The 14,477-nt window shown below is 48.1% G+C and carries 11 protein-coding genes; 9 read left to right on the top strand and 2 right to left on the bottom strand.

Annotated elements, in window-relative coordinates; all coding sequences use genetic code 11:
• The first annotated feature begins 264 nt into the window (after positions 1 to 264).
• From NR121_RS09350 to NR121_RS09330, 5 genes are all read left to right on the top strand, one after another.
• Positions 265 to 858 carry a glycerol-3-phosphate responsive antiterminator gene (locus NR121_RS09350; RefSeq protein ID WP_054817412.1) on the top strand — a complete coding sequence of 198 codons (594 nt, stop codon included), beginning with the start codon at positions 265 to 267 and terminating at the stop codon, positions 856 to 858.
• A 180-nt stretch (positions 859 to 1,038) separates the two neighbouring features.
• Positions 1,039 to 1,914 carry an HAD-IIA family hydrolase gene (locus NR121_RS09345; RefSeq protein ID WP_235594151.1) on the top strand — a complete coding sequence of 292 codons (876 nt, stop codon included), beginning with the start codon at positions 1,039 to 1,041 and terminating at the stop codon, positions 1,912 to 1,914.
• Positions 1,915 to 2,158: 244 nt separating this feature from the next.
• Positions 2,159 to 3,280 (top strand): carbon-nitrogen hydrolase family protein, encoded by a 1,122-nt coding sequence (locus NR121_RS09340; RefSeq protein WP_054817413.1) that lies wholly within the window; start codon positions 2,159 to 2,161, stop codon positions 3,278 to 3,280.
• 264 nt (positions 3,281 to 3,544) lie between these two features.
• A complete protein-coding gene (locus NR121_RS09335) occupies positions 3,545 to 5,779 on the top strand; it encodes an ATP-dependent helicase (protein WP_256831110.1) in 2,235 nt (744 codons plus the stop codon).
• Positions 5,780 to 5,978: 199 nt separating this feature from the next.
• On the top strand, positions 5,979 to 7,166 hold the full coding sequence (locus NR121_RS09330) for an MFS transporter (protein ID WP_062409582.1): 1,188 nt from the start codon (positions 5,979 to 5,981) through the stop codon (positions 7,164 to 7,166).
• An 11-nt stretch (positions 7,167 to 7,177) separates the two neighbouring features.
• Here NR121_RS09330 and NR121_RS09325 read toward each other — a convergent pair whose 3' ends face one another.
• Both NR121_RS09325 and NR121_RS09320 read right to left on the bottom strand, forming a co-directional pair.
• Positions 7,178 to 8,074: a LysR family transcriptional regulator gene (locus NR121_RS09325; protein ID WP_062409581.1), complete on the bottom strand. Its 897-nt coding sequence runs from the start codon at positions 8,072 to 8,074 to the stop codon at positions 7,178 to 7,180.
• A gap of 138 nt (positions 8,075 to 8,212) precedes the next feature.
• A complete protein-coding gene (locus tag NR121_RS09320) occupies positions 8,213 to 9,067 on the bottom strand; it encodes a polysaccharide deacetylase family protein (protein WP_082660853.1) in 855 nt (284 codons plus the stop codon).
• Between the two features lie 401 nt (positions 9,068 to 9,468).
• On the opposite strand from NR121_RS09320, the gene NR121_RS09315 reads away from it, so the two are divergent.
• The 4 genes from NR121_RS09315 to NR121_RS09300 all read left to right on the top strand — a co-directional run bounded on the left by NR121_RS09315 (position 9,469) and on the right by NR121_RS09300 (position 14,471).
• A complete protein-coding gene (locus NR121_RS09315) occupies positions 9,469 to 11,205 on the top strand; it encodes a methyl-accepting chemotaxis protein (RefSeq protein WP_054817414.1) in 1,737 nt (578 codons plus the stop codon).
• 216 nt (positions 11,206 to 11,421) lie between these two features.
• Positions 11,422 to 12,126: a FadR/GntR family transcriptional regulator gene (locus NR121_RS09310; RefSeq protein WP_062409580.1), complete on the top strand. Its 705-nt coding sequence runs from the start codon at positions 11,422 to 11,424 to the stop codon at positions 12,124 to 12,126.
• A gap of 126 nt (positions 12,127 to 12,252) precedes the next feature.
• Entirely contained in the window at positions 12,253 to 13,416 is a 1,164-nt protein-coding gene (locus NR121_RS09305) for an iron-containing alcohol dehydrogenase (RefSeq protein WP_054817465.1), read from the top strand.
• Positions 13,417 to 13,433: 17 nt separating this feature from the next.
• The gene (locus tag NR121_RS09300; RefSeq protein ID WP_201023561.1) at positions 13,434 to 14,471 is read left to right on the top strand and encodes a TRAP transporter substrate-binding protein; all 1,038 of its coding nucleotides are present in this window, start codon (positions 13,434 to 13,436) and stop codon (positions 14,469 to 14,471) included.
• The last annotated feature ends 6 nt before the right edge of the window (positions 14,472 to 14,477 follow it).

The raw sequence follows: 14,477 nt of genomic DNA, 5'->3' as shown, positions 1-14,477 counted from the left end.
ACATTTGAACAACCTCCTCCCGATCTATAGCTTTATTATCGTATCTCCGTCAGGTTTTGACAAAGCCGATATTCCTCTATGAAAACGGCAATCATTTCCAATGAAAATCAATGAAAGCGGGTATCATGCCACCCGGTCTCAGGATTTTAACGAATTTCAGAGTTTTTCATCACTTTTCATAAAATCCGGTTTGAAACGGGGGATTTAACACTCCGCAAACATTTGAAGGGTATAGTGGTAACAAGGCATGTGGAGGTGGAATTCATGAAAAATTATCCGATCATCGCTTCGGTCACTAAGGAGGAGCAAATACAAAGCGTGCTGGACAGCGGCGTCAAACGGGTGAATCTGATGGCAGGACATATCGGTAATCTGGAAACGATCATTCAGCAAATCCATGACAGCGGCAAACAGGTTTACGTCCATTTGGAGATGGTCTCGGGCTTGGGCAGGGATTCGCACACCGTGGACTACTTGGCGAAGCAATTTAAGGTGGACGGGATCGTAACGACAAAGTCTAATGCGGTAGCTGCGGCCAGGCAAGCGGGAATCCAGAGCATTCAGCGCATCTTTGCCATTGATACGGCGGCCGTCCATACGGCCATTCGAATGATCGCCAGCACACAGCCCGATGAGGTCGAACTGATGCCCGGTTTGATGCCAAGGGTCATTCGCGAGCTGAAGAACACGATTAAGCAGCCGTTGATTGTGGGCGGCCTGATCCGTTATGAGGAGGAAATAATCGAAGCGCTGGAAAGCGGCGCGGATTTTATTTCCAGCGGCGATCCGTCCATGTGGCGGCAGCGGCCTTCATGGAGAAATTTACAAAACAACAACATGTCGTTTATCGCCCCTTAACAAAACGATCTTATGATCTACCTATAAGTAGAACAGATTTACTGGTGAATATGGGTTGAGAAGAGGAGAAAACCCTTGTTCAGTAAAATGCCAAAAAAGCCGGAGCATCTATCCGATGGTTCGATGACGCTTTTTTCATTTTCGGACAAGGGTTATTTTTTGTGGAAAAGAGGCACGAAGGTGACAGGATATTGGGCATATCGCAAAAGCAAGCACGATTTTAGGCGAAGGGAAGAGGCGAAGACCAAAGGGCAGTATGCCAAACGCCCCAAAAGTTTAAATGAATTTCATGGCTATTTGTTTGATCTGGACGGCACCGTGTATTCCGGTGATACCTTACTCCCGGGTGTGCTGTCCACGTTGAATCGTCTCCGCGAACAAAACAAATCGCTGCTGTTCGTGACGAATACGACCATACGTACGGTAGAAGAGGTGCGGATGCGTCTGGAGCAGCTTGGGGTCGCTTGCAGCGAGTCTGAAATTATGACAGCATCATGTGCTGCAGGCATGTATTTTCAGGAATATGAACCGGGCGCTAGGGTGCTGATGATCGGTGAACAGGCCATGAAGCGGGAGTTGGAGCGCTTTGACGTAGAAACGACCGAGGATGCGTCCGGTGCAACGCATGTACTGGTTGGAATGGACAGGCAGTTTACGTATGACCGGCTCACCCAAGGCATGAAGGCTCTTCGCAACGGGGCGCTGCTCATCGCGGCCAACCCGGACCCGTTCTGTCCGCTGGACGACGGGGCGATACCCGATACGTGGTCGTTGGTAAGGGCGTTGGAGACGGCAAGCCTGCGGCAGACGTTTACCGTGATCGGCAAGCCTTCGGCTTATTATGCGGAAAAGGTATTCCAGAAGCTGGATATCGCTCCGGAGGAGTGCCTGATGGTCGGCGACCGGATTGAAACCGACATCCGCTTCGGCAATGATCACGGCATGTATTCTGCGCTCGTCCTGACAGGAGCGGATTCACGCAAAGACATCGTGTTAACGGGGATCGAGCCGGATTATGTCCTTGCTTCCCTTAGGGATATACTGGCCGACTGGTAGGATGATACGGAGCGCGGTATGATGCTAACGGCAAGGATAAGAGATAGAAGACAATAGCAGGGAGAATTGAACGGCTGCGCGAATATGGCCATGCCTACGTCAGCGGCCATTTTTTTATGGCATTATTTTAATATTATGTAAATTTGATTTTCATTTTAAAAACGTAATAAAAAGATTGACTGGAAAATTATTCCTTTGATATAATTTAAATTGTCAAAATAATTATTTTTTTGGGAGGGGTCGTATGAAAAACTATTCGGGTGAGAAGTTCACGGTAGCTGCGGTGCAAGCATCTTCGATTTTGTATGATCGGGACAAGTGTTTGGACAAAGCCATATCGCTTATAGAAGAAGCCGCTAAGCAAGGGGCACAGCTGGTCGTGTTGCCTGAATCGTACATCCCCGGGTACCCGTATCACATCTGGCTCGGAACCCCCATGTGGTACCATGGGCTGTTTAAAGAATGGTTTTTGAACTCGGTTGAAATTCCAAGCAAAACCGTTGATGCCTTATGTGAAAGCGCTAACAAAAATAATATCCACGTGGTAATCGGCATATCCGAACGCGACGGGAATACATGCTACAACACGATTTTGTTTATCGATAACCGGGGGAAAATATTCGGCAAGCACAGAAAATTGATGCCGACCCATGTGGAGCGCGTACACTGGGGCATGGGAGACGGAAGCTACCTGAATGTATATGATACGGATCTGGGCCGGATGAGCGGACTCGTATGTTGGGAACATACCATGGATTTGGTGCGCCATTCTCTTATTGCCCAGCGTGCTCAGCTTCATTGCGCCGTTTGGGTCGGATTCTCGAGCATTACGGGATGGGAAACCCTGTTCGACATGTCCACGGAACTTTCCGCCCGCTATCATGCGCATGTGGGAGAATGCTTTGTCCTAAATTCCCAAAGTACGGTCGACAAAGAAAACGTTGAGAAATTGTCGCAGACCGATTATCAGGGGCAGTGGATCAAACCTGGCGGCGGTTGGACGGCCATCATCGCACCCGGCGGGGCGATTCTGGCAGGTCCTTTGAAAGGAGAAGAAGGAATTCTATACGCTGAGGTCGATTTGAACATGATCGCCGACATGGCTCATTGGCATGATGCAACCGGACACTATTCCCGTCCGGATGTGGCAAGCTTGTTATTAAACCGCGAGCCTTATAAAGTGACGCGGAACATGAACAGCATTTCCAACAAAGCGGGATCGGCGATAGGTTTCGGAGCCTCCCAACAGTCTTCGGACCAGCTTTTGAAAATGATGCAACAATTAGAGGGTAAATTCGGCGATTCGGAAGAATGGACACGAAAATTAGCGGAGTTGAAGCAAGAAGCTTTGCAGAAAAAGAAATAGAAAAACAATTCAGTAAGGAATAGCGGTTGAATGAAGCTCTATAAATGGGCTTCATTTTTATTATATGGAACAACTCTGCTTGCCAATGAGGATCTTTGGGAGTACCGGCCAGAGCTAGCACGTCACAGCCGTAAGAGGTATGCTTCATACTGAGAAGCTGTAATATGTCTTAGGGAACGGGCAGTCCGTACTACTGCAAGAGAAAGCCAATATTTGACGGAGGTGCTATAATAGCATAGAAGTGATTTAGAAAGGGAATTCGGTATGGAAGCCAGTTCAGATTTTTTCAATCGAAAGCACAAAGACCACGGCGTGGCCTTAAATCATGTCCAGAAGCAGGCGGTTCTGCAGACGGAGGGGCCCTTGCTTCTTTTGGCGGCTCCGGGTTCGGGGAAGACGACTACGATGATTATGCGAATCGGCTATCTCATTGAAGTGAAGGGAGTGGCTCCGTCACGAATCAAGGCGGTGACCTTCAGCCGCGCATCGGCGTCCGATATGAAGGAGCGGTTCACACGCTTTTTCCCAGATCTTCCACCTGTCGATTTCTCTACCCTACACAGTCTGGCCTTTGAGATCGTCCGGGAGCATTTTCGTCAAACGGGAACAGCCTATCAAATGATTGAAGGGGACATCGATTTGGAGGAGCGGGTCGATTTTGATTCGGAGCACCCGCCGCTGCATAAGAAGCATATTTTAAGACATTTATTTAATACGATCGTTGGCGAAATCATCACGGATGATCAAATGGACGAGCTGACTACGTATATCAGCTATATTAAAAACAAAATGATCCCCAGGGAAGAATGGCCGCTCGTGGAGTGCGATGTCAAGGAAGCTGAACGGATTCTGCGGGAATATGAGGCGTTTAAACGGTCGGGCTCGGATAAGCTGCTGATCGATTACGATGATATGCTGACTCTGGGAAATGAGATTCTGGAGCGGGATAAGGTACTGCTGCGCAAATACCAGCAGCGATACGATTATGTGCTTACGGATGAAAGCCAGGACACCTCACTGGTGCAGCACGCCATCATAGAAAAGCTGGTCCGCCGGCATGGCAATCTTTGCGTCGTAGCCGACGACGATCAATCCATCTACGGCTGGAGAGGTGCGGAGCCTTCCTATTTGCTTAACTTCAAGCAAGTGTATCCGAAAGCCGTTATTTTGTTTATGGAGCAGAACTACAGGTCGTCCAAAGACATTGTAAGTGCGGCCAACCAGTTCATTAAACGAAACAAAAGCCGGTATGACAAAAACATGTTTACCCATAACCCGTCTCATCAGCCGATTAAAATCAGGAGCTTGGCCGATTATCAAGATCAGGCCAAATACTTGGTTCAGGAGATCCAAAAGGTGGAAAGCCTGCGTGATGTGGCAGTGCTGTACCGGAACAATGCTTCTTCCATTCCATTAATGAACAAATTTGACCGGGCGGGGATTCCTTTTTACATGAAGGATGGCGATATTCGATTTTTTTCCCATTGGGTAGTGAAGGACATCTTAAACTTTATGCGGATGACCTTTACGGACAAGCGTGCGGATATTTTGGAAGAGATTCACACCAAGATCAACGGGTATATTACCAGACGGCAAATGGCCGCACTGAAGGAAATAACCAATAACGAATCGGTCTTTGATAATTTGCTGAATTACGTCGAACTCAAAGATTATCAGCGTAAACCGCTGCAGGAGTGCAAAGAGACCCTCCAACAAATGAAAGGAATTCCGCCGTTGGACGCCATACGTGCAATTCGGAGAAAATTGGGGTACGAGAAAGCCGTTGAAAAGATGAGCGAGCGTCTGGGCTTCAGAAAGGAATACGTGTTCGGGATCCTGAACACCCTGGAAGAGATTGCCGACGGTCTTGAAACGATGGAGGATTTTGCGAAGCGGTTAAAGTATTTGGAATCGGTGATGAAAAGCTCAAGGTTCAATAAGAACCGCAATGCGGTAACCTTCTCCACGCTTCACAGCGCAAAAGGCCTGGAGTTTAAGCGGGTTTATATGATCGATTTGATTGACGGCATTATCCCTTCTAATGATGATTTGGAGAAAAACGGTGCAGGGAAGCAGGAGTTCATGGAGGAAGCGGTTCGTTTATTCTATGTGGGGATGACCCGGGCGAAAATGGAACTGAAGCTCATCACGTACCAAAAACGGGATGGCGAAAAGGTAAAAGAGTCCCTGTTTGTTTCGGATGTCCGCAGCATTATAGCTCCTCCAAAGCCGATGCAAACACAAGTGCCTAAAGAAGAACCGTCAAAGCCTCATAACCCGAAGGCAATCCGAAATAAAAATGAATTGAAATTGGGTAGCATCGTAGAACATCGTGTATTTGGCCGGGGAGAAATTATTAAAATCAACGGGGAACGAATCCACATCCGCTTTCAAGCCGGCGTCAAGGCCTTGTCCATTCTTACATGCATTGAAGCGGGATTGTTGGAACCGGCGGTGCGGGTTGAAGCAACAAGCGGTGAAAACGGTTATCCGGTATGAAACGACAACGGTGCAAGCCGGGGGTTCTTCCCCTGCTTTTTTAAGTTTGGCTATTCTATTTGGTTATGATAAACAATGAGGAATATGAATGATATGCTTCTGCTCATTTGTGATACGCTAGATCCAAGCCGGATGAACAAATGGGATGAAGTTGTGCCGCAGCGATGCATGATCCGCTGCTGCGGTGGAGGAGGTGCAGATGAACAAATTGTCCGGAAATGCCACGGTGCTTAAGATTGTACTGCTGATCATGCTGGGATCTCAGCTGATGTTGAATATGTCCAGACCCGTGATCACTCTATTCGCTTCCAATCTCGGTGCAAGCACCCTCGAAATCGGCTTCCTTACCGCTTCCTTTGCCTTCTTACCCTTGCTGTTTGCCATTCGCGCAGGTAAAATAGCGGATCGGTTCGGTGACCGGCTGCCGGTCGTGGCTGGGGGGATCGGCTGTTCGCTGGGGATGGCGCTGCCTTTTGTTTTTCCGGCCATGTGGGCGTTGTTTGTGTCCCAGGTCCTGGTGGGGTTATCGCATGTTTTTATTGCGATTTGTTTGCAAAATGTGCTGGGAAACGCGGCGGCGTCCAAAGAACAACGGGACCACTATTTCAGTATGTTAAGCATGGTGGTCGCCATAGCCCATTTTGTCGGACCTCTGATGGGCGGTTATACGGCGGAGCATTATTCATACCGGACGGTATTCCAGACGGCCATGCTGATCGGCATGGTTCCCATCCTTATTTCATTTTACATTCCTGTGATGTTGAGAAAGAAAGAGGAGACGGACCCGGCACCGGATTCGACGACTTTGCTCAGTCTGTTGAAGCTTCCTGTCCTTCGGAATGCGTTGGCGACGAGCGCATTGGTCCTGTATTCCAGAGATATATTTGTCGCTTACTTCCCGCTGTATGGCGAAAGGATAGGCATGTCGGATTCAAGTATCGGGTGGATTATAGCGATTCAAGGTCTGTCCATGGTACCCGTCCGGTTATTTTTATCCAGACTGACTGCGGCCTTTGGCCGGGAGCGTATCCTGCTTCTTTCCATACAAATCGCCGGCTTTGCCTTTGTTCTTATCCCCTATGCGGGACATATATCCCTGCTGCTCCTGTTAAGTGTATTCATGGGAATCGGTCTAGGGTGCGGACAGCCGCTGTCCATGTCAACAACGTATAGCGCGTCCCCCAAAAATAAAACGGGGGAAGTGCTGGGACTGCGGCTTGCAACAAACCGCCTGTCGCAGCTCATTGCTCCCCTTTTCTTCGGGCTGGTGGGCAGCTGGATCGGGTTGGTCTCCGTATTTTACGTGAGCGGGGCATTTCTTATAGGAGGCGCTTTGCTGACTAAAACGAAAGCCGGCCACCAGGATCAGGAAGGGGTAGGGATGTAACCAGGGATGAATCAGGGATGGACAAAATCAACGGATTCGCTCATATCCTGCAGATCGGTGGTTTTAATAAAGTCGACAAACGCTTTGACGACATTGTTTTGCAGCGATTCCTCATAGTAAAACATCCATGTTTCCCGCTTGAGAGGAATATTGTCCTTATCCGTCAGCTCGATTTTATAAATATCCTGTACATCCCTTAAAAACCTCGACGGCAGGAAGGCATAGCCGAGGCCGTTTTTCACCATTTCCTTGCAGGTGTCCGCCCGGTCTACCTTGATAGCGGTAAGCGGCGCCCTGGTATAACGATCCGCCCACCAACGATCGATGAGGGATTTAAATAAGGTATCGGTATAATAGTCGATTCTCGGCGCTTGGGGAAGATCGTTCAGATCGATCTTTTCTTTGGAGACGATCCATATCTTCTCCTCAAATAAAAGATGCTTCTCACCCGGCCAGCTGTAATCTCCCCGAACGAAACCGATGTGAATATCACGGTGATAGGCCATCTGAAAAATATCTTTGCTGAATGCGGTGTCTAATTGAAAATCCACACGCGGATACTGATCCCGAAACCATTTTAATAAAGCGGGAAGCTCATATTTTCCAAAATAATGGGAGACGCCGATGCGGAGCGTTCCTGCAATGTCCTGATTCATGTTCAGCACGGCTTCCTTGATTTCGCGGAACGTGGAGATCAGCTGCCCGGCCCGTTTGGCCAAATACTCTCCCTGCGGGGTAAAATGGACGCCCCGGATTCCCCGATTGACGATTTTGACCCCGAATTCCTCTTCGATATGCATCAGCCGTTTGGTTAGCGCAGGCTGTGTAATATATAAAATTTGGGCGGTTTTTGTAATGTTTTTCTGTTCGTAGAGCACGTGCAGGATAGTCCAGTCGCGTTCGTCCATGACGTTGTCCCCCGTGTACATAGAAGTGTTAACTTCAGTTTACCCTGAACAGGCCATAAATGAAAATGGGATACTGGAACTCCCGTCTGCGGCAATGCTTTTGGTTTGGGATGAACAAAGCGTTGAGCCGGGAGCCTGTCACTTCAGATTCAAAAGCTGGGGAACGGTAAGCAGCTTATAGCTTCTGCCGCGCAGCGTTTGGATGACGACGGGAAGCGCGTCTACCGATCCCTGCAGGCTTTCGCCGACACCACCGGCGCTGTGCTGAAGAACAATCGATCCTGGACGGGTATGGGCGAGGATGTTGGCTGCGACCTGCCTGCCGCTCAACTGCATCCAATCGAGGCTGTCCACATTCCACAAAATGACTTTTTTCTTCGCTTTGACCGCTTCTTCTACGACCGTATCGCTAAGCGCTCCGTAAGGCGGCCGGAAGAGAACAGGAGTGATTCCCGTCAGTCTGCGGATCACTTCGTCTGTTCGTTGGATTTGGGAACGGACGTCTTCGGCGGCTGTCAGCTTCGCAAGATTGGGATGGTTCCAGCTGTGGTTGCCGATTGCGTGTCCCTCTCTGGCGATACGCCGCAGCACATCGGGATTGGATTCGCATCGGCGGCCGACGACGAAAAAAGTGGCCTTCACATGAAAGCGGGCGAGCGCATCGAGAACCATCGGTGTCCATAGGCCGTCCGGACCATCGTCGAACGTCAAGGCCGCTTCTTTGCGCAGCGGACCGTGAAGGATGACCTCGGTCGGATATTTGGACGACCAATCGAGATGTTCAATATGGGGGGCATGTTCTTCCGGTCTCTCGGGCCCCCCGATGTGAGGTTCCACCGGCGCAGGCTCCCGTAATCCGCCATGCTGAATCGGCACGGCGGGATGGCGGTTCCGCCAATCATATGCGGTGTATGGCGTTGCGCAGCGGGAAGGACCGTAAACAACAGAGCCTTGCCGATTCACCCAGGTAACCAAAGGGAAAGGCTTGCGCATCTTATATCTCTCCTGAATGCTTTCCTGTTCCTGCGGAAAGCTTCGATGTCGGGGGGGCGAAACCTGCATCCAATATTGCAGCGGCTTGTGCGCCGATATGTTACAGCCTATGTACTAAAGCTTATGCAGGTTCCTTCCATAACAGATCTGTCCGGCTTTTGGACGGTCTGATTTGCCCATACCGAAAAAATCCAGTTGTAACCGCATACATTGCCCGTATGAGTCAAAAGTCCTTGTTTTTGTCGAAATTTCATAAAAAATCCTGAAAAAATCTAAAAGTTAGGGAGTACCATGTCGATATATAAATATAGCCGTGTAAATAAAAAAATAACAATCCTTACTTTGGTGGGGAAGACATCGGCATCGAGCGGTTTGTTACTATACATAATGGAGGAGAACGCATGAAATGGTTTAAAAATTCGTTTAATTGGTTTAATAATTTAAAAATTTCAATGAAGTTTGTTTTGAGTTTCTCTATCGTGCTGCTTATTTTGGTAGCCATAGGGTTATTCGGAATTACTAACGCCAACAGGATCAATAATAATCTGGAAGATATCTATGCCAACCGTTTGGTGGCCATTACCGAACTGGGGACGGTGTCCTCAAATTTGCATAGAATCAACAGCAGTGTCGGCAGTTATATGTTAAACACCGATCCGGAAAGCCGTAAAGCGGAAAAAGCAAAGATTGAAGAAAGCTCCAAACAGATCGAAGAGGCGTTGCAACGGCTCTCCACTGTCCGACTCACCGATGCGGAACTCAAGGAATTGAACTTGTTTCAAAACTTATGGAAGCAGTATCTGCCTGAAGTGGACAAGGTATATGGTTACATCAACAATAACCAGATGGAGTTTGCGATAACCCATTATCAGAGACAAGTATTAAACCGAATGAGCGGGGTAGACAGAAGCTTCCAAAATTTCATTGAAATGAACAAAGAAAATGCTCATACGGCCTATGTGGAATCCAATAAAGTGTACCAGGGAGTCATTCAGTTCTCGGCGATTTTTATGGTGGTATCTTTTATCCTGTCGGCACTGCTGGGTTATCTGATGACGAACTCGATCCGCAGGCCGTTGAACCAGTTGTTAAGTCTTTCGGAGAGAATTGGCCGGGGAGATCTGTCTCAGACGATCAGCATCAAGCGGAAGGATGAATTCGGAGAACTGGCGGGATCATTTGAAAAAATGAGAGTCAATCTGATCGAGATCGTTGAGAACGTGAAGCATTCCTCCGCCATACTATCCGGCTTGTTTAATGAAATTCGGGATCATGCCGACAATACCGGCAAAGCGTCCACCATGTTCTATGAAGGTTTGCAGGAAAGCGCCGAAAAGTCGAGGGTTCAATCCGAGCAAGTCACCAACGATGCCGTTATTATCAAAGAGATGGCCCATGGTCTCCAGCAGGTAGCTGTCAGTATCGATCAAATCGGAATTCATTCCATTGAAATGGAACAGTCGTCTACCAGTGGAGTCGTTGTCGTTCAAAAAGCGGTTGAAAAGATTAGCCATGTGCAAAAAGAGGTCCATCATTCATTTGAAACCATGACTGAATTAATGGAGCTGTCCAAAGAGATTGGGCAGGTCATGCACACGATCAGAAATATTGCCGAGGAGACCAACCTGTTATCCTTGAATGCCTCTATTGAAGCGGCGCGTGCCGGCGAAGCGGGACGGGGATTTGCCGTGGTCGCGCATGAAGTCAGAAAGCTCGCGGACAATAGCAGCCAAGCGGCGAATCATGTGCAGACGATGATTTCCAGAATTCAGGAAAGCAGCGAGAATGCCATGCGGTCGATCGAGCTCTCCCTTCGTGAGATCGACGAAGGTCAAGCCAGTGTTGGTGAAGCGGGTGCTGCCTTTACCGAAATTCAAAACTGGATTCTTAACATCAACAATAACATTCAGGATGTATCGGCTTCCGTTGAAGAACTGGCAGCGGGGAGTCAGCAGATCAATGTATCCATTCAAGGGATCGAACAATTCTCTTCTCAAACCGCTCAATCGAGTCAGGAGTTTGCCGCCATTTCCGCCGAGCAGATCCATTCTATGGATCAGGTGATCAGCTCTATTAAGCAGCTGTACGAGACGACGCAGGAAATGAACAAGGCGATTAACCGTTTTGTTTTGAAATAGCAGCATAGCAAGGGAACGCCGGGGTCTTAGGAAGCCGGCGTTTGCTGTTTTGTTGAAAGAACGGCTTCTGCATGCATCGCATGACCGCAAAAAGTATAAATACATAAATAAATTATTGTTGAAATTCCTCGAATGCAATGATAGAATACTTTTGGGTAAGGTGGTACTACCACTTATCCACTATACGACCCGATCAAAGTTAAAGGTGTGATAAACATGAATTATGCTCCGATAAAAAAACAAAAAGTACATGAGATTATCATAGGCAGAATTAAAGAGTCCATCGAATCGGGAAAGTTGAAGCCTGGAGACAAGCTTCCGGCAGAAAGAGAATTGGCGGCGATGTTTTCCGTCTCCAGAGGCCCTATTCGTGAAGCGATCAGCGTACTGGCTTCGAAAGGAATTATTACGGTAAAGCCTGGAAGCGGTATCTTTTTGAATCATAATGATGATTTGTTTTCGTTATTCGATTCCATTCTGAACGATGGAGATCACGATATTTTTGAATTGCTGGAATTGCGTATTGGTGTCGAAAGCTATGCCGCCTTTTTTGCCGCCCAGCGAAGAACCGAAGAGGAACTGAAGCGAATCAAAAGCGCGCTTGACCAAATGGAAAGCTCCATCAAGCGGGGCGAGCTTGCCGTTGAAGAAGATTTTGCCTTTCATACGGCCATTATTGAAGCCAGCCATAACTCCCTGATGATCAACACGTTTAAATTAATCTCGGATATGTTTATTCGAGGGGTGTATCAGGCCAGGATCGATGCGCTTAAAATTCCGGGAAAAACGGAAGAGGTGTTTATTGAGCACAGACTGGTCTACGAAGCGATTCTTGCTTCCGATCCTGAAATGGCCCGGAAAGCGATGGCGGATCATATCGGCAATATCTCGCATCAATTGAACGCGATGGAAGAAATCTGATCTACGGGTTCTTTCCAAGCGATCTGGAAAGGACACCGTTTTATATATATGGAAGACGGTCATGCTTGGGTTGACGCATGTTCGCCGCATGACCGCACAAAGGAGATAGAAAGGGGCAGGCGCAACTTGGACAGCTACCAATATTTTATGCCCACGCATATGGAGTGTGGGCAGGGACTTGCGAGGAAAACAGGAGAGTTTCTGAAACCGTATACCAAAGATAAAGTTTTGATTGTTACTGATCCGGGCGTGAGAAAGGCGAACATTCTGGAGCCGGTCGAAGCGTCTTTGAAGCAGTACAGCATCCCATATGATATTTTTGATGAAGTGGAACCGAACCCAACGAGCAAGGTGGTTGATAAAGCCACTGCGTTTTTACAAAAGAGCAATTATGACCTTATATTAGCCGTTGGCGGAGGAAGCAGCATCGATACGGCGAAGGCTATAGCTGTAATGGCCAATAACAGTGGAAGCATTCTCGATTATGAGGGAGTGAACAAAATACCCAATCCTTCTCTTCCGTTGGTTGCCATTCCTACTACAGCCGGAACGGGGAGCGAGGCTACGCCATCGACGGTGGTTACGAACACGCAGACCTTATTTAAAACGGCCATTCTAAGTCCGTATTTATATCCGAAGCTGGCGATATTAGACCCTGAGCTTACCTTAAAGCTGCCGCCTTCCATTACTGCCGCAACGGGAATGGATGCGCTTACTCACGCGATTGAATCTTATACCTCCAAGCTGGCGAGTCCAGTAAGTCAGTCTTTTGCGATTCACGCCGTAAAAATGATCGGGGATAACCTGCACAAAGCTTACTTCGTAGGGACGGACATGGAAAGCAGGAAAAATATGCTGGTGGCTTCTTTTATTGCCGGAATCGCTTTTGCGCACTCGCGACTCGGCAATGTACACGCGATTTCACATACGTTTGGAGGCGTTTTTAATATTCCTCACGGTATCGCGAATGCTACTTTGCTGCCGTATGTTCTCGCATTTAACCTGCCTGCATGTCCCGAGAAGTTCAAGGATATTGCCGCAGCCTTAGGGGAAGATGTGAATGGTTTATCTGCGATGGAAGCAGGAGGGAAAGCGATTGAAGCGGTCGTAAAGATGAACAAGGCCTTTAACATTCCGAACAATATCAAGGATTTGGGAGTATCATTGGATTACCTCCCGCAAATGATCAAGGACTCTATGAGAAGCGGCAATGTGTTGGCGAATCCGAGGCTGACCAGTGATAACGATATTAAGCAAATTATTGAAAACGCTTATCAGGGCGTTATATAAAAAAGGGGGTCATGATATTGAAAAAATCGATCTTATCCATGGTATTCGTACTTGCCGCAAGCGCTGCATTGTCCGCATGTTCTTCTGCAGGTTCTTCAGGGGATACGGGAGCCGGCTCGGGCAAAACGTATGAAATTAAGGTTGCGCATGCTGCTCCCGCCACGAATGACCGGCTTGAAATCTCTTTGCAGGAATTTAAAAAAGAAGTGGAAGCCAAAAGCAACGGCGCCATCAAAATTAACACCTTTCCAGCGAGTCAGCTTGGCGGAGAAAGAGAACAGGTCGAGGGCGTTCAGTTAGGTTCGCTGCATATGGCTGCTGTAAGTACAGGACCGCTTCCTGGCATTTTTAAAGATTCCATGGTGTTTGACCTGCCGTTTCTGTTTAACAATGAAGAACAGGCCTATGCCGTATTGGATGGCCCGGTAGGCCAGGAGCTTTTGCAAAATATGGCGGCACAGACGGGGATTCGCGGACTGGCATGGGGCGAGAATGGGTTCAGGCATTTTACCAATAATATCAGACCTGTACAAAAACCGGAGGATTTGAAAGGCCTGAAGATCAGAACGCAGGAAAATCCTCTTCATATGGATATGGTGAAGGCTTTGGCCGCCAGCCCGACACCGATGGCATTTGGAGAAGTGTACTCGGCGCTGCAGCAGGGAGTGATCGACGGCCAGGAGAACCCTATCTCATTGATTGAAAGTATGCGTTTTAACGAAGTGAATAAATACGCTACATTAAACGGTCACGTGTACAGTCCTTATGTGCTAATCATCAATGACGCTTTCTATCAAATGCTTCCGCAGGATCTGCAAAAGGTGTTGGCGGATGCAGCCAAGAACTGGAGTACGGTACAGCGTGATTTGAACAAAAAGCAAGTGGATGCCGGAGTGGAAAACCTCAAGCAAAAAGGGATGAACATTATTGAATTGACGGATGCGGAGAAGGATGCCTTCCGGAATGCGACGAAATCCGTCTATGACAAATATCGTAATGAACTGAGCAGCGGATTGATAGATAAAGTCTTACAGGCTGCCGAAGAAGCGAAGTAAATGGAA

It is taken from the genome of Paenibacillus sp. Pae15 (genome assembly GCF_024519685.1).
Lineage (GTDB): Bacteria > Bacillota > Bacilli > Paenibacillales > NBRC-103111 > Paenibacillus_G > Paenibacillus_G naphthalenovorans.
This window is presented reverse-complemented; position numbering and strand designations above follow the sequence as displayed.